At 65.1% G+C, this 19,374-nt stretch carries 17 protein-coding genes; 8 read left to right on the top strand and 9 right to left on the bottom strand.

What is annotated here, in order from left to right; genetic code table 11:
• Positions 1-70: 70 nt before the first annotated feature.
• Entirely contained in the window at positions 71-757 is a 687-nt protein-coding gene (gene aat, locus ADAD_RS0104675) for a leucyl/phenylalanyl-tRNA--protein transferase (protein WP_010410325.1), read from the top strand.
• On the opposite strand, the gene ADAD_RS0104670 is transcribed toward aat, so the two are convergent.
• From ADAD_RS0104670 to ADAD_RS0104655, 4 genes are read right to left on the bottom strand one after another with little or no spacing between them, the layout of a single operon-like run.
• Positions 697-1,200 carry a DUF2155 domain-containing protein gene (locus ADAD_RS0104670; RefSeq protein ID WP_029139913.1) on the bottom strand — a complete coding sequence of 168 codons (504 nt, stop codon included), beginning with the start codon at positions 1,198-1,200 and terminating at the stop codon, positions 697-699. The genes aat and ADAD_RS0104670 overlap by 61 nt on opposite strands.
• A 5-nt stretch (positions 1,201-1,205) precedes the next feature.
• Positions 1,206-1,628 (bottom strand): NADH:ubiquinone oxidoreductase subunit NDUFA12, encoded by a 423-nt coding sequence (locus ADAD_RS0104665; protein WP_010410320.1) that lies wholly within the window; start codon positions 1,626-1,628, stop codon positions 1,206-1,208.
• Positions 1,629-1,685: 57 nt separating this feature from the next.
• Complete coding sequence (locus ADAD_RS0104660; protein ID WP_010410316.1) at positions 1,686-2,195, bottom strand: DUF192 domain-containing protein; 510 nt, start codon at positions 2,193-2,195, stop codon at positions 1,686-1,688.
• The gene (locus tag ADAD_RS0104655) at positions 2,171-2,665 is read right to left on the bottom strand and encodes a regulatory protein RecX (protein WP_010410311.1); all 495 of its coding nucleotides are present in this window, start codon (positions 2,663-2,665) and stop codon (positions 2,171-2,173) included. Before ADAD_RS0104655 ends, ADAD_RS0104660 begins: the two co-directional genes overlap by 25 nt.
• Positions 2,666-2,897: 232 nt before the next feature.
• Here ADAD_RS0104655 and ADAD_RS0104650 point away from each other — a divergent pair, with 232 nt between their 5' ends.
• Complete coding sequence (locus ADAD_RS0104650) at positions 2,898-4,649, top strand: fatty acyl-AMP ligase (protein ID WP_010410309.1); 1,752 nt, start codon at positions 2,898-2,900, stop codon at positions 4,647-4,649.
• A 31-nt stretch (positions 4,650-4,680) separates the two neighbouring features.
• Here ADAD_RS0104650 and ADAD_RS0104645 read toward each other — a convergent pair whose 3' ends face one another.
• On the bottom strand, positions 4,681-6,231 hold the full coding sequence (locus ADAD_RS0104645) for a TIGR00341 family protein (protein WP_010410306.1): 1,551 nt from the start codon (positions 6,229-6,231) through the stop codon (positions 4,681-4,683).
• 100 nt (positions 6,232-6,331) lie between these two features.
• Here ADAD_RS0104645 and ADAD_RS0104640 point away from each other — a divergent pair, with 100 nt between their 5' ends.
• The 5 genes from ADAD_RS0104640 (at position 6,332) to ADAD_RS0104620 (ending at position 11,885) form a co-directional block, all read left to right on the top strand.
• The gene (locus ADAD_RS0104640) at positions 6,332-7,531 is read left to right on the top strand and encodes a toxic anion resistance protein (protein ID WP_010410304.1); all 1,200 of its coding nucleotides are present in this window, start codon (positions 6,332-6,334) and stop codon (positions 7,529-7,531) included.
• Between the two features lie 10 nt (positions 7,532-7,541).
• Entirely contained in the window at positions 7,542-8,321 is a 780-nt protein-coding gene (locus tag ADAD_RS0104635) for a hypothetical protein (protein ID WP_010410302.1), read from the top strand.
• Entirely contained in the window at positions 8,321-8,635 is a 315-nt protein-coding gene (locus ADAD_RS0104630; protein ID WP_010410299.1) for a polyhydroxyalkanoic acid system family protein, read from the top strand. Before ADAD_RS0104635 ends, ADAD_RS0104630 begins: the two co-directional genes overlap by 1 nt.
• A 131-nt stretch (positions 8,636-8,766) precedes the next feature.
• A complete protein-coding gene (locus ADAD_RS0104625; RefSeq protein WP_010410297.1) occupies positions 8,767-9,330 on the top strand; it encodes a biliverdin-producing heme oxygenase in 564 nt (187 codons plus the stop codon).
• Complete coding sequence (locus ADAD_RS0104620; protein ID WP_010410292.1) at positions 9,327-11,885, top strand: HWE histidine kinase domain-containing protein; 2,559 nt, start codon at positions 9,327-9,329, stop codon at positions 11,883-11,885. Before ADAD_RS0104625 ends, ADAD_RS0104620 begins: the two co-directional genes overlap by 4 nt.
• Here ADAD_RS0104620 and ADAD_RS0104615 read toward each other — a convergent pair.
• The 4 genes from ADAD_RS0104615 to ADAD_RS0104600 all read right to left on the bottom strand — a co-directional run bounded on the left by ADAD_RS0104615 (position 11,882) and on the right by ADAD_RS0104600 (position 18,554).
• Positions 11,882-12,640 (bottom strand): energy transducer TonB, encoded by a 759-nt coding sequence (locus ADAD_RS0104615; protein WP_010410289.1) that lies wholly within the window; start codon positions 12,638-12,640, stop codon positions 11,882-11,884. The two genes, ADAD_RS0104620 and ADAD_RS0104615, sit on opposite strands and share 4 nt — an antisense overlap.
• Positions 12,641-12,767: 127 nt before the next feature.
• Positions 12,768-16,001, bottom strand: coding sequence for a TonB-dependent receptor (locus tag ADAD_RS0104610; protein WP_010410285.1), 3,234 nt, complete (start codon positions 15,999-16,001; stop codon positions 12,768-12,770).
• A gap of 245 nt (positions 16,002-16,246) precedes the next feature.
• Entirely contained in the window at positions 16,247-17,176 is a 930-nt protein-coding gene (locus ADAD_RS0104605; RefSeq protein WP_010410281.1) for an isopenicillin N synthase family dioxygenase, read from the bottom strand.
• A gap of 13 nt (positions 17,177-17,189) precedes the next feature.
• Positions 17,190-18,554: a NupC/NupG family nucleoside CNT transporter gene (locus ADAD_RS0104600; RefSeq protein ID WP_010410278.1), complete on the bottom strand. Its 1,365-nt coding sequence runs from the start codon at positions 18,552-18,554 to the stop codon at positions 17,190-17,192.
• A 130-nt stretch (positions 18,555-18,684) separates the two neighbouring features.
• On the opposite strand from ADAD_RS0104600, the gene ADAD_RS0104595 reads away from it, so the two are divergent.
• A complete protein-coding gene (locus ADAD_RS0104595; protein WP_010410276.1) occupies positions 18,685-19,356 on the top strand; it encodes a queuosine precursor transporter in 672 nt (223 codons plus the stop codon).
• The last annotated feature ends 18 nt before the right edge of the window (positions 19,357-19,374 follow it).

Raw genomic sequence — 19,374 nt, 5'->3', positions numbered from 1 at the left:
AACGGCGCCGGGCCGAATTTGCCGAAAGCGTGGCGGTCGCATGACGCCCCGTGCTAGACCTGTGGGCAGCATGCTGCCTATCGTTCCGCCCCCGATCCTGCTCTCCGCCTACCGGCAGGGGCTGTTCCCCATGGCCGAAAGCCGCAGCGACCAGGATATCTTCTGGGTCGAACCGCGCGAGCGCGCCATCATTCCCATCGGCGGATTTCACTGCTCACGCTCGCTCGCCCGCACGATCAGGCGCGAGGTCTTCACGATCCGCGTGGACAGCGATTTTGCAGGCACCGTGCTCGAATGCGCGGCTCCGCGGGGCGATGGCGAAGGGACCTGGATCAGCGGAAGAATCGCTGCGAGCTACCAGCGGCTGCATGAAGTCGGCCACGCGCATTCGATCGAATGCTGGCAGGGTACCGAACTGGTTGGCGGCGTGTACGGCGTCGCCTTCGACCAGGTGTTCTGCGGCGAGAGCATGTTCAGTCGCCGCCGCGACGCGTCGAAGGTGGCGCTGGCCTGGCTGCTGGCGCTGCTGCAACGCGCCGGGGGCGTGCTGTTCGACTGCCAGTTCATGACCGGGCATCTCGCCTCGCTGGGTGCAATTCCCATTCCGCAAAGCGAATATCTGGATCGGCTGGAGAATGCGCGCGGCGCGCAGCGGCTAACCCTTCCGCAGTCGCTCGCGGAGGTCGAACGGGAAGCTCAGGATTCCTCTTCCTCTCCCGGGAAGCTCATCGCGCATTCCTTGACCCAGACGTCGTAGATCGGGTGTTCGACGACATTGAGGCTGGGCGAGTTGCGGAACAGCCAGCCGGAGAACACCTTGTTCCAGCTCGGCTCCGACTCGTTGCCCCGGCGTTCGCGCACGAAGACCTGAACGAAGGCGCCTTCTTCCTGGGGCATTTCCCAGGGCGCGGTCTTCTCGCAGGCTTCCATGCGAATCACGACATCGCCCACCCGGGTCGCATCGCCCGGCGACATCTCGAAATCGCGGCTGACATTGTTGCGCTTGTTGAGCAGGCCGATCGTGGCAACGCGCTCCGCCATGGGAGTGCCAACCGCGTCTGCGTCTTCCGTGCCTTGTGCGGCGCCACGCTTGCTCAGCTCGTCGGGAACCTCGGTTTCCACCGCGGTCGGCTCGGGCTGATCATTGTCGCAGCCCCAAAGCACCAGCATGGCTGCGAGCATGGCGATGGGCGCGCGCATGGCCATTATTCGCCCGGTGCCCAGGCCTCGTAATCGCCGCTTGCGCGCGCGCGGCGACCACCGCGTTCCAGCGCGCCGCTGGGGAGGTAGGCATCGGCGGAACCGGTGGCGTTCGGGGAATAGTCCGCTTCCCAGATGCGCGGCGGGGGAAGATTGCTTTCGGGCACATCTTCGCCCGCGCCGTGCAGCCAGCCGTGCCATTCGGCCGGCACGCGGCTGGCATCGTTGGCGCCGTCGTAGATCACCCAGCGCCGCTCTGTTGCGGTGTAGGAGCCTGCGGTCGGCAGGTTCTTGCGGCCGGGCTTCGCGCGATAATACTTGTTGCCGAACGCGTCCGTGCCCACGTGCTCGCCCTTGCGCGAGGTGAAGAGGGAGGTGCCGATGGTGGCGCCGTCCCACCAGGTGAAGATCTTGCCGAGGATGTTCATTGCGGGATGCCGACTAGCGCAAGGCCGGTGCCGGGCCAAGCCGCTTTGCGCAGGGGGCTACCATTCGACCCGGTCGCCCGGCCCGATCCCGAGTTCTGCCGCCCGGCCGCCGGGAATTTCCAGCACGGCAGCGGTCGGCCCCTCGGCAGTAACGCTCTCCAGCGAATAGGGCGTGGTCTGCGCGGCGATATTGATGATCCGGCGATCCGGCCCGATGAAGATGATATCCAGCGGAAGCGGCGTGTTCTTCATCCAGAAGCTGGCGACCCTATTTCCCTCGCGCGGGAAGATCATCGCTTCGTTCGGCCCCAGTTCGGTGCGGAACATCAGCCCGCGCGCCTGTTCCTGCGGGCTGCGGGCCACTTCGGTGACGAATTCATGCTCGGCATCGTCGCTCTTCACGGTGACCGGGATCAGCTCCAGACCCGAAACGGCGTGGACCTGCGGCGCGGTCGGTGCGGCAGAAGCGGCCTGGTTCGATTCGGTGGCCGCCTGAGGCGAGCAGGCGGCCAGCGCGCAGGTGGCAGCCGCAGCAAGCAGGGTCAGATTTCGGCGCCAGATGCCCATGTTTCCGCTTCTTCCACATTTGCGGCGTCGATCAGAGCGCGCGCCGCGTCGAAATCATGGCCCGCGCGCACCAGCGCCGCAAGCTGCTTTTCTCGCGTACGCTGATCGGGCGGCTCCGATGCGAAGGGGCCGAGTCGCCGCTTGCGCGCGAAGGAGAGCGCGGCGGCGCGCGTTTCGGCCTCGCTCGGCGGGGGGATGTCCACCTCTTCGCGGTCCACACCCGCGTGATGCAGCGCCTGCGCGACCCGGCGGGCGCCGTAGCCGCGCCGCAGCAGGTCGCGCGTGCGCGCCTCGGCAAAGGCTTCGTCGTCGATATATCGCAGTTCCGCGAGGCGGGCGACCAGCGCATCAACGGCAGGTTCATCCTCGCCTGCCCACCCCCTGCTGCGCAACTTGCGCTTCAGATAGTGCTTGAGCTTCGCTTGCGTCGTGGCATAGCGCCCGGCATAGCTCAGCGCCAGATCGCGCATTGATGCCTCGTCGAGCGGCGGTATCGACTTGGGACGTCGCCGCGATCTCTCCTCGTCTTCCCCCATGGGTCATAATGATGCCACACTCCTTGAGGATTGGAAGCGCCCTCGTTTCGGGAATGACGATTGTGATCGATAAAACGCCCGCCAAGCCCACGTTCTCCGCCAGATTCCGTCTGGCGACGGTCTGAACGCCGGCCAAGAAGCGGTTAACAGGATTACGCTCTCCCCTATGCACGACAGCCAGATTCTTCCGACGCCCAATGATTGCGCACTGCCGCGACGCCGGGCCGATTTTGCCACCTTCAACGAAGCCATCGACTACGCTGCGCTTTCGGAGAAGGGCCTCAACTTCCACGACATGCGCGGCACGCTGGAGCGCGCCTATCCCTATCGCGAGATGCGAGAGGACGCGCTGGCGATGGCCCGCCGACTCGTCGCCGCCGGCATCGGACCGAAGGACCGTGTGGCGCTGATCGCGGATACCAGCCCGGAATTCGCAGCGCTGTTCTGCGCCTGCATCTATGCCGGGGCCTGGCCCGTGCCGCTGCCGCTGCCGACCACCTTCGGCGGGAAGGAAAGCTATATCGACCAGCTGGTGGTCCAGCTGGAAAGCGCGGACCCCGCGATCCTGCTGTTCCCGCCCGAAATCGCCGAGATGACGCGCGCTGCCGCGCAGCGGATCGATTGCACCGCGATTGACTGGGCGGAATTCGCAACCCGCGAAGCGCCCGAGGCCGACCTGCCCGAGGCATCGCCCGAAGATATCTGCTATCTGCAATATTCCAGCGGCTCGACCCGCTTCCCAACCGGGGTGGCGGTGACGCACAAGGCGCTGCTGCACAACCTGTACGGTCATTCGAGCGCGATGGACCTGGGCACCAACGACCGCTGTGTAAGCTGGCTGCCGTGGTATCACGACATGGGGCTGGTCGGCTGCTTCCTCAGCCTGATCGCCAACCAGGTTTCGGTCGATTACCTCAAGACCGAACATTTCGCGCGCAGGCCGCTCGCCTGGCTCGACCTGATCAGCCGCAACAAGGGCAACACGCTCTCCTACTCGCCGACCTTCGGATACGATATCTGCGCGCGGCGCATATCCAGCCAGTCAAGCGTGGCCGACCGGTTCGACCTGTCGCGCTGGCGCACGGCGGGCAACGGGGCGGACATGATCCGGCCCGACGTGATGCAGAACTTCGTCAATGCCTTTGCCGATGCAGGCTTCAAGGCATCCGCCTTCACGCCCAGCTACGGCCTTGCCGAGGCGACGCTGGCGGTCACCGTGATGCCGCCGGGCGAAGGCATCAGGGTTGAACTGGTGGAGGAAGAGCGGCTTTCCGGCGCGCGCCCCAACCTCAACCGCCCTGCCCGCTATCGCGCGATCGTCAATTGCGGGAAGCCCCTGCCCGACATGGAAGTCGAAATCCGGGGCGAGAACGACGAGATCAAGGCCGATCACCAGATCGGCAAGGTCTGGTGTCGCGGCCCCAGCATCATGCATTCCTACTTCCGCAACGAGGAAGCGACCCACGACTGCCTCTTGCCCAGCACCGATGGCGGGGGTGCCTGGCTCGACACGGGCGACATGGGCTACATGGCCAATGGCTACCTGTTCATCGTCGGCCGCGCGAAGGACATGATCATCATCAACGGCAAGAACCACTGGCCGCAGGATATCGAGTGGGCCGTGGAACAGCTGCCCGGCTTCAACCATGGCGACATTGCCGCCTTCGCAGTGGAAAACGGCGATGGCGAGGAAGCGCCTGCAGTGCTGGTCCATTGCCGCGTTTCGGACCCGGAAGAGCGGCGCGTCCTGCGCGAGCGGATTCGCGAGAAGGTCCAGTCGGTCACGGGCATGAATTGCGTGGTCGAACTGGTGCCCCCGCGCACGCTGCCGCGCACATCCTCCGGCAAGCTCAGCCGCGCGAAGGCCAAGCGCCTCTACCTCTCCGGCGAGATTCAGCCCTACAAGCTGGCGGCGTGATCACCGGGTAGATCGGCGTCCCGGGCGGGTCTCAGCCCTCCGGCACGCTCCACGCCAGTGCCACGGCATCGGACGGACCGTTGCCCGATTCCTCCTGCACGAAGTCGATCCCGGCTTCCGCAAAGGCTTCGCGCACGGCCTGGGTCTGCTCCTGCGTTCCTGCAATCTGCAGCGGGATAGCGATTCGGCGCTGCGCCCATATGGCCACGCCGATTGCGCGGCGCCCCTCGGCAGTCGGCGCGCCCTCTTCGTCGAGCGGAATCGCGGGAAGCGCGCGCAACGGCGGGACGATGCGGATATCCCATTCGGGCTCGGTCGCGTCGATCCGCCCTTCGAGTTCGCGGTAGGCCGCAAGGCTCGCCCCGTCGAGCGGTCGCGCCGTTACCAGCGCGCGCCTGCGCTGCCGGTCGATGGTCACGTCGTCCTCCGGCACACCCGCCAGCATCGACAGGCGCTCCGCAATCGATTGCGCCTGCTGGGCCGCCTGGGCTTCCTGCGCCCGGGCGTTGGCGAGTTCCGCCTCCTCGGCCGCCTGCGCACTGGTGCCGACCCGCAATTGGGTGAGCGACACATCGACGGGCTGCCCCAGACGCTCGGCCATCGCGGAACCCGCCAGACGCTCCGCATCGGCAAGGATCTGCGGGGTAAGGACGGTAGCGCTGACGCGGATCGGCTTGCTGCTGTAGTCGGGCACGATATCGGAGACGCGCGCCCGCCCGCCGAAGGTTTCCACCACGATGGTGTTGATCTGACGCGTCGTGTTCGCTTCCCACCCGATCCGGTAGAGCGACAGGCCCAGCGGCACCGCCAGCGCAACAAACGCGCCGAAGATCAGGAAGGCCTGCAGCTGGCTCTGCTTTTCCGACAGGCTGGTGCTGAAGCCATAGCCGCGCGCCATCGCCGTGGCGGTGAGCGCGATGGCGGTCAGGTTGGTGACGAACAGCAGGAGCGCGCCCGAGAAGACCGTGGAGTTGAGCGTGGCCAGGCCATAGCCCACGGCGGCCAGCGGGGGCATCAACGCGGTTGCGATGGCAACGCCCACGATCGTGCCCTCGCGCCCGCGGATCACGGCATACCCGCCCGCGACCGCGGAGAAGATCGCCACCATCAGGTCGAACAGATTGGGCTGTGTGCGCGAGGCGATTTCGGGCGTCACCGTCTGGATGGGCGAGAAAACCACGATTGCGGCGCAGAACAGGATGGCCAGGCCGACACCCAGCGCAAGCGAGCGCGTCGCCCGCTTCAACCATTTCGAATCCCCGATCGCCAGCGCGAAACCGACACCCATGATCGGGTCCATCAGTGGCGAGAGCAGCATCGCGCCGATGACGACGGCAGGCGATGACAGCAACATGCCGAGGATGGCGATCCCGGCCGACATGCAGGTCATCAGCAGGTACCGCGCGCTCAATTCGCATTCTGCGCGCCGTTTCTCGATCACGGCTGCCTGATCGACCGTCCCGCCGACCTCGATGGTCCACCAGCGGGTGAAGGCGGTGACGACGTAGTCGATCCCGATACGACGGCGGTTCGTAGAATCCTCGGCGCCCGGATCGGCAGGCGCCTGCGATGAAGTTTGCATGTCTGCCTGTTATCGCGGAAAGTGGTAGCTGCCAAAGCTTGAAACACGTGTCTTGCGCAACTAATACAGTAAGCGCCGGAAAAGAGGACATCCGCCCAGAATGGCCACGCAGAACGAAACCGCCACCGCGACCGAACTCAATCTCACTCCGCCCGAGCCGATCCCGGCTGTGGATGTCGAGAAGGCGGTCGGCCTCGTGCCGGTCGACGACAGCAAGAAGAGCGAACTGGACCAGAAGGTCGACAGCTTCGTCGCCGATCTGCTGGCGCACGACACGCAGTCGCCGGCCTTCAACAAGCGGGTCGATGAGATTTCCAACATGGGCCGCAAGGAAATCGCGGCGGCGTCCAGCATGTCCAACCGCTTCCTGGACCGCCCGATCCGCGCGATGGACCGCGACCAGGGCGTGGGCGCGAACCTTGCCGAACTGCGCAGCACGGTGGAGGAACTGGACCCGGCGAAGCGCGGGAAGAGCGGCATCCTTTCCAAGCTGCCCTTCCGCAACAGCCTGAAGAGCTATTTCCGCAGCTACCAGAGCGCGCAGGGCCACATCCAGTCGATCCTCGACAAGCTGCATTCGGGCCGTACCGAATTGCAGAAGGACAATGCTGCGATCGATGTCGAGCGGCAGAAGCTGTGGGAGGCGATGGGAAGCCTCGAACAGATGATCCACATCTCCAAGACGCTCGACGCGAAGCTGGAAGAAAAGGCCAACGAACTCGACGCGACCGACCCGGAGAAAGCCAAGGCGATCCGCGAGACCGCGCTGTTCTATGTCCGCCAGCGCACGCAGGACCTGCTCACCCAGATGGCGGTCAGCGTGCAGGGCTACCTCGCGCTCGATCTGGTGAAGAAGAACAATGTCGAACTGGTGAAGGGCGTGGACCGCGCCAGCACCACCACCGTTTCCGCGCTGCGCACCGCCGTTACCGTGGCCGAGGCGATGACCAACCAACGCCTCGTCCTCAAGCAGATTACTGCGCTGAACGACACGACGGCGGGCATCATCGATTCCACCGGCAAGCTGCTGCGCGAACAGACCGGCAAGATTCACGAACAGGCCGCCGCCAGCACGATCCCGATGCAGACGCTGCAGAACGCCTTCCAGAACATCTACGCGACCATGGACGAGGTCGACACCTTCAAGCTCAAGGCGCTCGACACCATGAAGCAGACGGTCGACACGCTTTCCGGCGAGGTCGAAAAATCGAAGGAATACATCGCCCGCGCGGAAAGCCAGGCACAAGCCCAGGCGCAGCTCGACGCCTCCGAAGAATCGCTCCTGAAACTGGAGGGGTAAGGGCCGCGCGATGAATGACCTTACCCGAGACAGCGACCGCCTGATTTCCGAAGGCCGCCGCCTGCGAGACGATAATCGCAACGGCGGCCGCCATCGCATGGTCCGCTCCATCGGCAAGGGCTCCGCCCAAGCGAAGCTGAAGCTGTGGGCCAAGCGTGGCGGAATGTTCGCAGGCGCCGTCCTCGCCATCCTGATCGCCATGGCGATTGCCGGGGCGGTGCTTGGCGGGATCGGCTTCTGGGGGCTGGTGGTCGCCTTTTTCGCAGCGCTTGGCGCGGCGATTCTGTTCGCCAATTTCCCCAGGCTCTCGGTCCCGCAGGCCGGCGACCTCAACAAGGGCACTCCGCGCCAGATGGTCGCGCGGACCGAATTGTGGCTGGAACAGCAGCGCCCCGCCCTGCCCGCCCCGGCGGTACAGCTGGTGGACGACCTTGGCGTGAAGCTCGACATTCTCGGCCAGCAGCTCGAAACCGCGCCCGCGGGCCATGATGCGATCCGCGATATTCGGGAACTGGTGGGCGAGACGCTGCCCGAAATGGTCCAGTCCTATACGCGCGTCCCACCCGCGATGAGGCGTGAAGAACATGTCGGGGCGACTGCGGACCAGCGCCTGGTCGAAGGCCTGGGCAAGATCAGCGGCGAGATCGACGCGATCAACCGCAAGATCGCAGATGGCGCGCTGGACGATCTTGCCGTGCAACACCGCTATCTCGGCTACCGCTATGGCGAAGGTGCGGGCTCTGGTCCGGCGGACGATGCCGGCGCGCCGCAAGAGCAGGCAGGTTCCTGATGCGCGTCCCCATCCCCCACGATCTGCCGAAGGAGGAGGTGCGCCGCCGCCTGCGCGAACGCATGCACGAACTGCCTGCCCACATGCCCGGCGGCGTGACGGACATGACCACCGAATGGCCCACTGAAGACTGCATGAAGCTGACCGTGGCTGCGATGGGCCAGACCGTGCGAACCACGATCACGATCGAAGAGCGGCAGGTGATCGTGGATCTCGATCTTCCAGCGATGCTGTCTTTCTTCAAACCGCTCATCGCCAGCGCAGTGTCGGAAAAGGGCGCCAAACTGCTGAGCGGGCCATCCAGAAAAAACTGAACTTTTTAAAGGCCAGACTTGATAAAGGTTTACGCGGGAACCTTGCGTAACTCTGGTGGTAAATCTAGCTTACGCTTTCCGCGATGGTGGCGCGGAATACAGGTTTCAGAATTTTAAGAGGGAACGCGCGAATGTTGGCCAGGTGCATTGATGCACCCGCGCTGCGCGCGAGATTGCGCGCGGCCACACAAGACGATCACCAATCGCTCGACGAAGCACTCGGACGGCTCGACCTTGCCGACCGGGGCGAATACGCCTGTTTCCTGCGCGTGCAGCTGCAGGCGCGACGCGGGGTCGAGCAATGGCTTGCTTCGGTCTGTCCTCCCGAGTGGCTACCTCCTTCGCAAGACGCGCTGCTGGAAAGCGACCTGTCTGCCCTGGGCCATGAAAGCGGCGAGGCGCATGCACCTTTCGCCTTCGACGACGAAGGCCCTGTCGCGTGGCTTGGCGCGGCCTGGGTGCTGGCAGGTTCATCGCTCGGCAACACCATGATGGAACGCGATCTTTCCGCCCGGGCACCGGCCGGCTGGCCGATGGCGTTCCTGCGCGACACCGCCATGCCTGCCTACTTCAAGGCACTGCGACCGCTGCTCGCCACGACGGACATCAACCCGGGTGCCGAACGGACGGCATCCGCCGTCTTCGGCCATTTTCAGGCCGAGGCCGACCGGCAAGTGGCAGTCGCCCACGCATGAGTGCCACCGAACACCAGGTCGATCTGACAAGCTGCGACCGCGAACCGATCCACCAGCTGGGCCATGTCCAGCCCTTCGGCGCGATGCTGGTCGTCTCGAGCGACAATTTCATCGCGCATTTTTCGCAGAACGCCCCAGAATTCCTGAACATCCAGGGGATTGTGCAGGGTGCGCTGCTGGACGATCTGCTTCCGCGCGAAGCCCTGTCCGCCCTGCAGAACGCCGCCGAGGGCTTGGTCGAGCCGGACGATACCGAAAGGGTGTTCGCGCTGTCGCTCCACGCGAGCGCGGGCGAGCGTTTCGATTGTTCCGTCCACCGCAGCGGCGGACAGCTGGTGCTGGAATTCGAACGCCACGATCCGGCCGGCTTCGCCAATCATGTCGCCTCGATCCGCCCCATGATGAAGGGCCTCGACGCGATCGAGGATGTGGGCAAGCTGTGCGAGGCCGCCGCGCGCAGGCTGAAGGCGCTGCTCGAATTCGACCGGGTGATGGTCTACCAGTTCCATCCGGACGGCTCGGGTGAGGTGATCGCGGAAGCCCGCGAGCGCGAGATCGACAGCTATGCCGGCCTGCGCTACCCGAAGAGCGACATTCCCAGCCAGGCGCGCGAGCTGTACCTGCGCAACCGGCTCCGGATCATCAGCAATGTGAATGATAGTCCGGTGCCGATCGTGCCAGGCAGGCAATTCGGTGGCGAGCCGATCGATCTCAGCCTTTCGACCCTGCGATCGGTCTCCCCGATCCACTTGGAATATCTGCGCAACATGGGCGTGCGTGCCTCGCTTTCGATCTCGATCATCGTGCGCGGCCGCCTGTGGGGCCTGTTCGCCTGCCACCACTATCGCCCGCGTGTCCTGCCGTTCTCGAACCGGACGGCGGCGGAAGTCTTTTCGCAGATGTTCTCGCTTACGCTGGACAAGGCGCTGCACGATCAGGGCACCGCACGCCGGGCGTTGGGCCAGAACCTGCACGAACGGCTGATGACGCGGCTGGCAGGGGGCGCATCGCTGCGCGACACGCTGACCCAGGTCGGCGCGACAATCGGCGACAGCATCCCGCATGACGGCGCGAGCATTTTCATCGACGGCGAGTATGTCGCCAGCGGCCATGCGCCGAGCGAGGACGAGTTTCGCGCAATTCTTCCCGGGCTGCAAGCAGGGCCGGCGGGCCGCATTCTCGCCACGTCCGAACTGGCGCGCGAGTTCGACGCGGCGCACGGCTTCGTACAGCGCGCCGCGGGCGCGCTCATCATCCCGGTTTCGCGATCGCCGCGCGACTACTTCGTGCTGTGGCGGCGGGAACTCAAGCAGGTCATCACCTGGGCCGGAAATCCCGATAAGCCGACCGAAGGCGAAGGTGGGCGCATTTCCCCGCGCAAGAGCTTCGCCGCCTGGCAACAGACGGTGGAGGGACGCAGCGCGGACTGGACGCAGCCCGAACTCGACCTTGCCGAGACCCTGCGGATCACGTTGATCGAGGTGATCCTGCGGCTGACCGATGCCGCCGCCCAGGAACGCAAGCGGGCCAGCGAACAGCAGGACCTGCTGATTGCGGAACTCAACCACCGGGTGCGCAACATCCTCAACCTGATCCGCGGGCTGGTGAACCAGTCCCGCCACGAGGCGGGCGACGCGGTGACGCTGACCAAGCTGATTGGCGGACGCATCGGCGCGCTCGCCGCCGCGCACGACAACCTGACGAAGGATAACTGGGGCCCCACCTCGCTCAAGAAACTGATCGCGGACGAGGCCGATGCCTATCTCGGCTCCAAGACCTCGCGCCTCGCGGTCGAGGGCAGCGACGTGCTCATTGCGCCCCAGGCCTATACGGTGCTGGCACTGGTGCTGCACGAGATGATTACCAACTCGGCCAAGTACGGCAGCCTTTCGGATCACTCGGGCGACCTGCTCATCCGGCTCAACCGGCTGGATAACGGCGATCTCGAATTGCACTGGAAGGAGCGGGGCGGCCCGCCGGTGAGAGCGCCCGAAAGGCGTGGTTTCGGCACCACCATCATCGAACAGTCGATCCCGCACGAGTTGCAGGGCGAAGCCGACGTCGAATTTGCCGTCAGCGGTCTGCGCGCACGATTTGTCGTGCCCGCCCGCTTCCTGACGGAAGCTGAGGAGGAACACGAGATGGTCAGCCACGTAGACCACGGTACACCCGAGAATGCCGAGGGTGCCGGCGAGCTCCCCCGGCGCGTCCTGCTGATCGAAGACAACATGATCATCGCGCTGGATATCGAAGAGATGCTGCGCGAACTGGGCGTCGAGGAAGTGCTCGTCAGCGGCAGCGTGACGCAGGCCCTCAGAGCGATCGAGAACGACAGTCCGGAATTCGCGGTGCTCGACTTCAATCTGGGCGAGGAATCGAGCGAGCCCGTTGCCCGCGAACTCTCCCGGCGGGGCGTACCCTTCGTCCTGGCGACGGGCTACAGCGCGAAGGAAATCAAGTTCGAAGAGCTTGGCGCGCTGGCCATGCTGAAGAAGCCTTACGACAAGTCGGACCTGGCCGGCGCTCTCCGGAGCGCGGCCGCCTCGGCAGACTAGTTGAAGAACTTCTGCTGGTAGTGAAAGCGCGAAGCGACGGGGTTGCCCGCGGCATCGCGCGCAGGTTCGAAGCGGACCTGCTCGTATGCCAGTTCGCACACCTTCGCGTCCGTATCCGGAAACCCGCTGGACTGTGTGACCCGGCAGCCGGTCACCCGCCCCCGGGCTGAGACATCCAGCATCACCAGCGTACGTTTGCCGACCCGCGCCCGGCGGCCTTCGGGCGGGACCGGGAAGGCCGATACGTCGGTGATCGAACGGGTGAGGCTAGGCTCGACGGCGATGCCGCCCCCTCCGCCGCCCTGCCCCTGGCCACCTGCGCCGGTGCCAGCGCCATCGCCCGACGCGCCCGTGCCATCGCCGCTATCGGCCGCACCCGATTCGTTCGCCGTCCCGGTCGAGGCGGCGCGAGGTGCCGCGCTGCGGCTGGGGAGCGGGATGGGTGGCTGAGGCGCGGTGACCGCGCGGGCGGTGGCCCGCTCTCCCGGATCGCCCTGCGCTCCGGCCGCTTCTTCTGGCGGGCCGGCGGCACTTTTCTCGGCAGGGTCTTGCGTGGGGGTTGGCGTGGGCTGTGGCGGCGGAGGTGAGGCAAGGTCGAAGGCAGAGACTGCGGTCACGCTTTCGCCGGTCACCAGATCGGGCGCGAGCGCGCGAATCAGCCCGTAGAACAGCGCGACATGCAGCAGGACGATCCCTGCGAGCACGGCAAAGCTCGGCCTGTTCGTGGTCTCGGAAAATCCCCGCGCGTCGTCCATCGGTTTCGAAACTCTGCGCGCGGGCAGGCGGTTCCACCGACCCGCGGCGGCCGCCCCAACGAAAAACGGCGACCTCCCGTGAGGGAGGCCGCCGCTTTTTTCGAATTCGGCTGTTCAGCCGCTACGATCAGAATTCGTAGCGCAGACCGAACTGAACCTGCCACACCGACGGGCCGGTGCTGGTGCTGAGCGGAACCAGTTCGTCGCCGTTACGCGGATCGACGAAGTTGACGAACTCGTACTGGCCCGCGCCGTTGATCTGCGTCTGCACGATCGGCACGTTGTACTCGAACGACACGTCGCGCAGCGTATTCCAGCTGCTGTCGATCAGGTTCAGCGCGTTCTCGACATCGACGATCAGCTTGAAGCGATCGCTGCCGAAGAAGCCGGGCAGTTCCTGGCTGAAGCGCAGGTCCAGATCCCAGTAGTCTCCGCTGTCGAACGCGTTCCGCGGAACGATCGAACCGCGGTATTCGTCCAGACCGCTGTCGGCGAGGTACTGGTTGAAGGCCGCGAGGTCGAAGCCCGGTGCGTAGGTGACCGTCGGGTCGTTCACAGCCGGGACGTAGAGCAGCACGCGGTCTTCGAAGGAGTTCGAGTCGCCGAACGGGTTGAAGGCACCCGGCGTATCGAAGTTGTAGCTGAACGGCTGGCCGGTCCGGTACTTCAGGAAGAAGGTGAACTCGGTCGTGTTGTCGCCGAACAGGTCCTTTTCGAGGTTCAGGCGGAACAGCGCGTTGTGCGAACGCGACGCGTTCGAACGGCTCGCTTCAGGGTTGTTCACGTCGATCTTCGAGAAGTTGCCGAAGTTCGAAACCGCGCGGCTGGAGGTCAGCGGCTGAATCTCGGTCACATCCGAGTAGGAGTAACCGATCGTGATGTCACCGCCGATGCCCAGGAACGCGCCGCCCTGCGGCCAGCTGTCACGCAGGCTGACGCTGGCGACGTGGCCGCGGCCACCCTTGCCGTTGGTCAGCAGGTAATCGCTGGTGGTACGTGCCGAACAGGCCGCACTTGCCGGGTTGGCCGCGCAGTCCGGATCGAGGAAATCGACCTGACGGTAGAGCGGACGGCCATCAGGCGCCGTGCCGATCTGTGCCAGCGTGAGGTCCTGCACGAACAGCGGGTTGTTGTTCTTCGAGTAGATGTAATCGATCATCAGCGTGGGGCCGAAATCGAACTGGTGTTCGACGCCGAAGTTCGCACGCAGAACCCGCGGGATCTCGAAGTCCGGATCGATGGCGTTGACTTCACCATCCCCGGCAACCGCCAGCGGCAGCACATTGGGCTGAACGCCCGCACCCAGGAAGTCTGTGATGTTGGCCGCCTGGATTTCGTTCAGGAACACGTCGTCCAGCGTGATGCCGTTGTTCGTGTAGCTGTTGGCGAACAGCACGGTCGGATCGCCACCCGAGAAGATGCCGACGCCGCCGCGGAACACGGTGTAACCACCGAGGCCCAGATCGCCCGCATCGTAGCGGAAGCCCGCACGCGGCTGGACGACATCGAGCTGGTCGAAACCGGTCTGGTTCGAGAAGCCGTAACGCGCCAGGAAGGTGGGGTTCGGGGCAGGCTTGGAGTCGCCGTTGTAGAAGTCGTAGCGGACGCCGAACTGGAGCAGGAAGTCCGGGGTCAGCTGCCATTCGTCCTGTGCGTAGACCGTGTAGATCTCACGCTCGAACAGGGCAGTCGCGTCGTCGATGTTGCCGCTGACGGGCACGCGGATCACGAAGTCGCTCGGCGTGCCGGCCTGAAGATCGGCAAAGCTGTCGAACTCGGCCGTGCCGGTGCCGTCCTGGACGAAAAGGTTCAACACGTCGAAGCGGTCGTATTCCGCACCGATGGTGAAGAAGTGATTGCCCGCAGTGGCGAAGGCCGCGATCTTGGCCTGATCGGTCGTGGTTTCCAGATCGTTGCGCTGACGGAACCGGTCCGGGCCGATGAAGATCGTGCCGCCCGACGGGGTCGTGATCTCGAACTGCTGGAAGTCGGTACCACCCAGGCTGTCCTGAACGTCACGGTTTTCGAGACGCGACAGACGGATCTCGGTCGAGAAGTTGTCCGTCCAGTCGGAGAACAGGCGGGCCGAGTAGCTGTCGATCTTGTTGCCCGACTGGTAGAAGTTCGAGGACAGCGCGATCTCGTCGAAGCGTGCGTTCGAACCTTCGCCCGAGCTCACGAAGTCTTCGCGGGTCAGGCCGTAGCTGAATGCCAGGCGGTGACGATCGGAGATGTTCGCGTCGATACGGGCAAACAGGCGCTCGGTGCTGTTGGGCAGCGAGGTGACAACGTCGCCGGCATCGAAGCCGTACACGTTCTGCAGGATCTGCTGGACCTGCTGGATTTCGGCCTGCGTCACGTTCTGCGCTTCGTTGGCCGCACCCGAACCCAGCGGGCCGTCGTCTTCACCGCGCGAGCCGTCTTCGCGGTCGTAGCTGACGAAGAAGAACAGGCGATCCTCGACGATCGGGCCACCGAGGTAGCCGCCGTACTTCTTGGTCTCGAACTTGCCGAGGCTGACGTTGCGACCGTCGACCGTGTCGCCGATCAGGCTGTCGTCGTTGTAGAAGAAGTAGCCGCCGCCGAAGAAGTCGTTCGAACCCGACTTGGTGACGACGTTGATGTTACAACCCGAGAAGAGGCCGTACTGAACGTCGAACGGGGCGAATTCCACCGAGACGGAGGACAGCGCTTCGAACGGGAAGGGCTGCGCTTCCGAAGGGAACGGCGTGCTGCCGAGGCCGAAGCCGTCGTCGATGCGGACGCCGTCGATGGTCAGCGAGTTGTTGCGCTCCGACGCGCCGAGGCAGGAAACGGCGCCGTTGTCGTCCGGGAAGCCGGAGTCGAAGGTGACGCGCGGGTCCAGCGCGATCACGTCGCGGATGTCGCGGTTGATCGTCGGCTGCTCTTCGAGCGTGTCGAGGCCGAAGGAGCTGCCCGGGCCAAGCGCCAGCGAGGGGGTGCTGACGGCGGCGGCGGTCACGACGATTTCGTCACCGACGCTGGCAGCGGCGTCCTGCGCAAGCGCAAAGCGCAGGGCGCGCGTATCGGACAGGCTGATGGCGATGCCGTCGACGCGCTCACCCTGATAACCGGCGGCGTTCACGACCACGGTGTAGGGGCCGCCGACTTCCAGCGTGCGGAAGTTGAACGCGCCCTGGCTGGAAGTGGTGGAGGTGCTGGTGCGTCCGGTGCGCGCGTCCGTCAGGACGACGGTCGCGCCGGGGATCGGGTTGCCGCTTTCGTCGGTCACCGCGCCGGTGATGGCGGAGGTGGTTTCCTGCGCGGCCAGCGGGGCCGGGACGATCGCAGCGGCGGAGAGGCTGACAACGCTAGCTGCCAGCAGATACTTGAGCTTCATGGACTACCCCTTTGAAGACGCGTCGTGGAGAGAATCGATAATGTCTGTGGGCCGACCCCCTGGCCGGTCGAAGGGCGCCTAAGGCCAGAAATATGACAGTTCAGTGACGGCATGGCCGGACAGTGACACTGCTCGGCGCCCCATCCCCGAAACACACGCATTTCCGGGTTTTAGAGGTGTTGCCGCACTGCAACATGCGCAACTTTATTATAATCGTAACAGTGTGACGCCCGCTGTAACGTGGGTCAGGCCAGCTTGATCTCGCGCAGGCGCTGCATCAGGAAGTCGTGCGCCAGGATCGGCTCCGGGGCCTCTCCTTCGGCGCCCTCGGCGATGCAGGATGGCAGCGGCGCGATTTCGAAATCGGGCCGGAAATGAAGGAAGTAGGGCATCGAATAGCGCGTCCGCCGCGCGGCATCCCCGCTCGGATTGACCACCCGGTGCGTCGTCGAACGCAGGCGGTGATTCGTCAGCCGTTCCAGCATGTCGCCGATATTGACCGCCAGCGCGCCGGGCGGCGGGCTGACCGCCAGCCATTCGCCCTTGCGCGTAAGCAGTTCCAGCCCGGCTTCCTCCGCGCCCAGCAGCAAGGTGATGGCGTTGATATCGCCATGCGGGGCAGCGCGGATCGCTCCGTCGGGCGCATCCTCGGGCAGCGGCGGATAGCGTAGCAGGCGCAGCACCGAATTGCCGTCCTCGATCGCCGGATCGAAGAAGTCGGGCGCTTCGCCCAGATGGATGGCAATGGCCGAGAGGATGCGGCTGCCGCTCGCGTCGAAGGCGTTGAAAAGTTCGCGCATGGTCGGCTCGAACTCGGGCACTTCGGCGGGCCAGATATTGGGTTCCATGAACCGTGCCAGCGGGTGGCCGTCGTCCAGATCGCGGCCGACGTGCCAGAACTCCTTGAGATCGAACACGGTCGCGTCCTTGGCCTGCTCCTGCCCGAAGGGGGTGTAGCCCCGCGCGCCTGCATTGCCTTCGATCTTGTAGGCCCGCTTCGCCTCATCGGGCAGCGCGAAGAAGGCCTCGCTCGCCGCCTGCGCCCGCGCCACCAGATCGTCGGGAATGCCATGGTCGCGCACGATGCCGAAACCGAACTCGGCAAAGCTCTCCCCCAGATCGCGCGCGATGTCCTCCAGCGGGCGTTCGAGCGAGACGGAAGCAATATCGGACATGGAAGCTCTCTTGTCAGGCAGGCAGGAAGAGCCCGGCGAGCGCCGCGCTCATAAGGTTGGCGAGCGACCCGGCGACCAGCGCACGAATGCCCAGCTTGGCGATGACGGGACGCTGGTTGGGCGCCAGCCCCCCCGTCACCGCCATCTGGATGGCGATCGAGCTGAAATTCGCAAAGCCGCACAGCGCGAAGGTGATGATCGCCCGGCTGCGCTCGGACATGTCCGCAGCGCCGATCTGGCCCAGCTCGATGAAGGCCACGAATTCGTTGAGCACGATCTTGGTGCCGAACAGCCCGCCGGCAATTCCCGCATCCTCCCACGGGACGCCGATAAGGAACATGATCGGTGCGAAGATCATGCCCAGCAGCTTCTGGAAACTGAGATCGAGCAGCCACGTGGCCACATCCGCCCGGAAGGGGGCGCCAACGGATTCTGCCAGCTGCACCAGTCCGGAGCCCACCCCGCCCAAAAGGCCATTGGCCAGTGCGACCAGCGCGACGAATGCAAGCAGCATCGCGCCGACCGCAGCCGCCAGCTTGAGGCCGGTCTGCGCACCCTGGGCAGCCGCCTCGATCAGATTGGCGGGCCGCTCGCCTTCCTCGAAGGCCTCGGCCATTTCGACCTCGTGCGCGTGCTCTCTTTCGGTAATGGCCGCCGGCCCCTCTGCGCTGATCCGGCCACGCGGCAGGTTCAGTTCCCCCTCGGCTTCGGGGGAGGCTTCTTCCACGTCGGGCATGATGATCTTCGCCATCAGGATGCCACCCGGCGCGGACATGAAGGCCGCGGCCAGCAGGAAGGGCAGGTATTCGTTGCCCAGCAGCCCGGCATAGGCAGCCAGGATGGTGCCCGCGACACCGGCCATGCCCACGGTCATCAGGGTGAACAGGCGGCTGGGTGCCAGCGCCGCGAGATAGGGCCGCACGACCAGCGGGCTTTCCGACTGGCCGACGAAGATGTTCGCCGCCGATCCCAGCGCCTCGACCTTGCTGATCCCGGTAATCGCGCCAATGCCGCCGCCCAGCCAGCGCACGATGACCTGCATGATGCCGAGGTGATAGAGAATCGAAACCAGCGCCGCGAAGAACACGATCACCGGCAGCGCGCCCAGCGCGAAGGTGTTCGACAGCGGATTGTCCGCCCCGAACAGGAAGGCGGTACCGGCATCGGCATAGGAGAGAAGCGCGGCAACGCCGTTGCTCATCTCGCGGATCACCATCCGCCCGCCGGACGTGCGCAGGATCAGGAACGCCAGCAGTGCCTGTAGCGCGAAGGCGGACAGGACGACCCGCAGGCGAATCTTGGTCTTGGCGTTGGAAAGCAGGAAGGCAACAGCAAGGATCGCGACGATCCCAATCAGGCTGGCAAGAACGGGCGGCATAAAAGCCTTTCGGGTCGTCCGCGGGAAGTTCGCGCACCCTTTGCCTTTTCAGGAGGGTCAGTCAATTCGCATGGGGCAAATCGGTTCCCGCCATCTTTCCTTTTTCGCGGCACGATCTTAAGCCCCGACCATGGATCAGACCAGCACGGCCCCTGCGCTGCCCCGCCCGCTATTCGTCTATGCCCTGCTCTACGGCGGGATGACCGTGCTGGCCGGCGTGCTGGGCTTCAAGCAGATCGCCCTGCCGCTGGGCTTCACCACGCTGGCGGTGGAGTCGGGAATTCTCGCGTTCCTGATGCTGGTCGCCATCTCCAGCACGATCGCCCAACTTTACGGCAAGGCGGCCGCGAACAGGCTGGTATTGTGGGGTTTCGCCCCGCTCGGCCTGTCGGTCCTGCTGATCCAGCTGGTGCTGGCCTTCCCGCCCAGCCCGCAGATGCCGGCGGAAAACCTCGCGGCATTCGAAACCGTGCTGAGCCAGACCGGACGGATCATGATCGCTGGCCCCATCGCCTACGGGGTTTCGCTGTTCCTCAATGTCTGGCTGTTCGAACGGTTGCGCGGCCAAAACGGCGATGGCGGCGGCTTCTGGATGATGCTGCGGGGCGGCTTCGCATCCGCGGTGAGCCAGGCGGTCGACACGCTGATCTTCATCACGGTCGCGTTCTACGGTCAGTTCGACATCGTACCGCTGCTGATCGGGCAGGCGATTGCGAAGGTTGTGCTCAGCTTCGTGTTCGTGCCGCTGATCATCTGGGTGCTCGTCAGCCTTGCGGGGGATGGCCGCCGCGCGCTGATCTAGGCCCCTGGCATAAGGCGG

The organism is Citromicrobium sp. JLT1363 (genome assembly GCF_000186705.1).
GTDB lineage: Bacteria > Pseudomonadota > Alphaproteobacteria > Sphingomonadales > Sphingomonadaceae > Alteriqipengyuania.
The sequence above is the reverse complement of the archived record's forward strand: the minus strand, read 5'-3'. Positions and strand labels throughout refer to the sequence as shown.

What these genes read in the sequence shown, in the direction of transcription:
- aat (WP_010410325.1), top strand. Translation starts at nt 71, where the DNA reads ATGCTGCCTATCGTTCCGCCCCCGATCCTGCTCTCCGCCTACCGGCAG.
- ADAD_RS0104670 (WP_029139913.1), bottom strand. Translation starts at nt 1,200, where the DNA reads ATGCGCGCGCCCATCGCCATGCTCGCAGCCATGCTGGTGCTTTGGGGC.
- ADAD_RS0104665 (WP_010410320.1), bottom strand. Translation starts at nt 1,628, where the DNA reads ATGAACATCCTCGGCAAGATCTTCACCTGGTGGGACGGCGCCACCATC.
- ADAD_RS0104660 (WP_010410316.1), bottom strand. Translation starts at nt 2,195, where the DNA reads ATGGGCATCTGGCGCCGAAATCTGACCCTGCTTGCTGCGGCTGCCACC.
- ADAD_RS0104655 (WP_010410311.1), bottom strand. Translation starts at nt 2,665, where the DNA reads ATGCGCGATCTGGCGCTGAGCTATGCCGGGCGCTATGCCACGACGCAA.
- ADAD_RS0104650 (WP_010410309.1), top strand. Translation starts at nt 2,898, where the DNA reads ATGCACGACAGCCAGATTCTTCCGACGCCCAATGATTGCGCACTGCCG.
- ADAD_RS0104645 (WP_010410306.1), bottom strand. Translation starts at nt 6,231, where the DNA reads ATGCAAACTTCATCGCAGGCGCCTGCCGATCCGGGCGCCGAGGATTCT.
- ADAD_RS0104640 (WP_010410304.1), top strand. Translation starts at nt 6,332, where the DNA reads ATGGCCACGCAGAACGAAACCGCCACCGCGACCGAACTCAATCTCACT.
- ADAD_RS0104635 (WP_010410302.1), top strand. Translation starts at nt 7,542, where the DNA reads ATGAATGACCTTACCCGAGACAGCGACCGCCTGATTTCCGAAGGCCGC.
- ADAD_RS0104630 (WP_010410299.1), top strand. Translation starts at nt 8,321, where the DNA reads ATGCGCGTCCCCATCCCCCACGATCTGCCGAAGGAGGAGGTGCGCCGC.
- ADAD_RS0104625 (WP_010410297.1), top strand. Translation starts at nt 8,767, where the DNA reads ATGTTGGCCAGGTGCATTGATGCACCCGCGCTGCGCGCGAGATTGCGC.
- ADAD_RS0104620 (WP_010410292.1), top strand. Translation starts at nt 9,327, where the DNA reads ATGAGTGCCACCGAACACCAGGTCGATCTGACAAGCTGCGACCGCGAA.
- ADAD_RS0104615 (WP_010410289.1), bottom strand. Translation starts at nt 12,640, where the DNA reads ATGGACGACGCGCGGGGATTTTCCGAGACCACGAACAGGCCGAGCTTT.
- ADAD_RS0104610 (WP_010410285.1), bottom strand. Translation starts at nt 16,001, where the DNA reads ATGAAGCTCAAGTATCTGCTGGCAGCTAGCGTTGTCAGCCTCTCCGCC.
- ADAD_RS0104605 (WP_010410281.1), bottom strand. Translation starts at nt 17,176, where the DNA reads ATGTCCGATATTGCTTCCGTCTCGCTCGAACGCCCGCTGGAGGACATC.
- ADAD_RS0104600 (WP_010410278.1), bottom strand. Translation starts at nt 18,554, where the DNA reads ATGCCGCCCGTTCTTGCCAGCCTGATTGGGATCGTCGCGATCCTTGCT.
- ADAD_RS0104595 (WP_010410276.1), top strand. Translation starts at nt 18,685, where the DNA reads ATGGATCAGACCAGCACGGCCCCTGCGCTGCCCCGCCCGCTATTCGTC.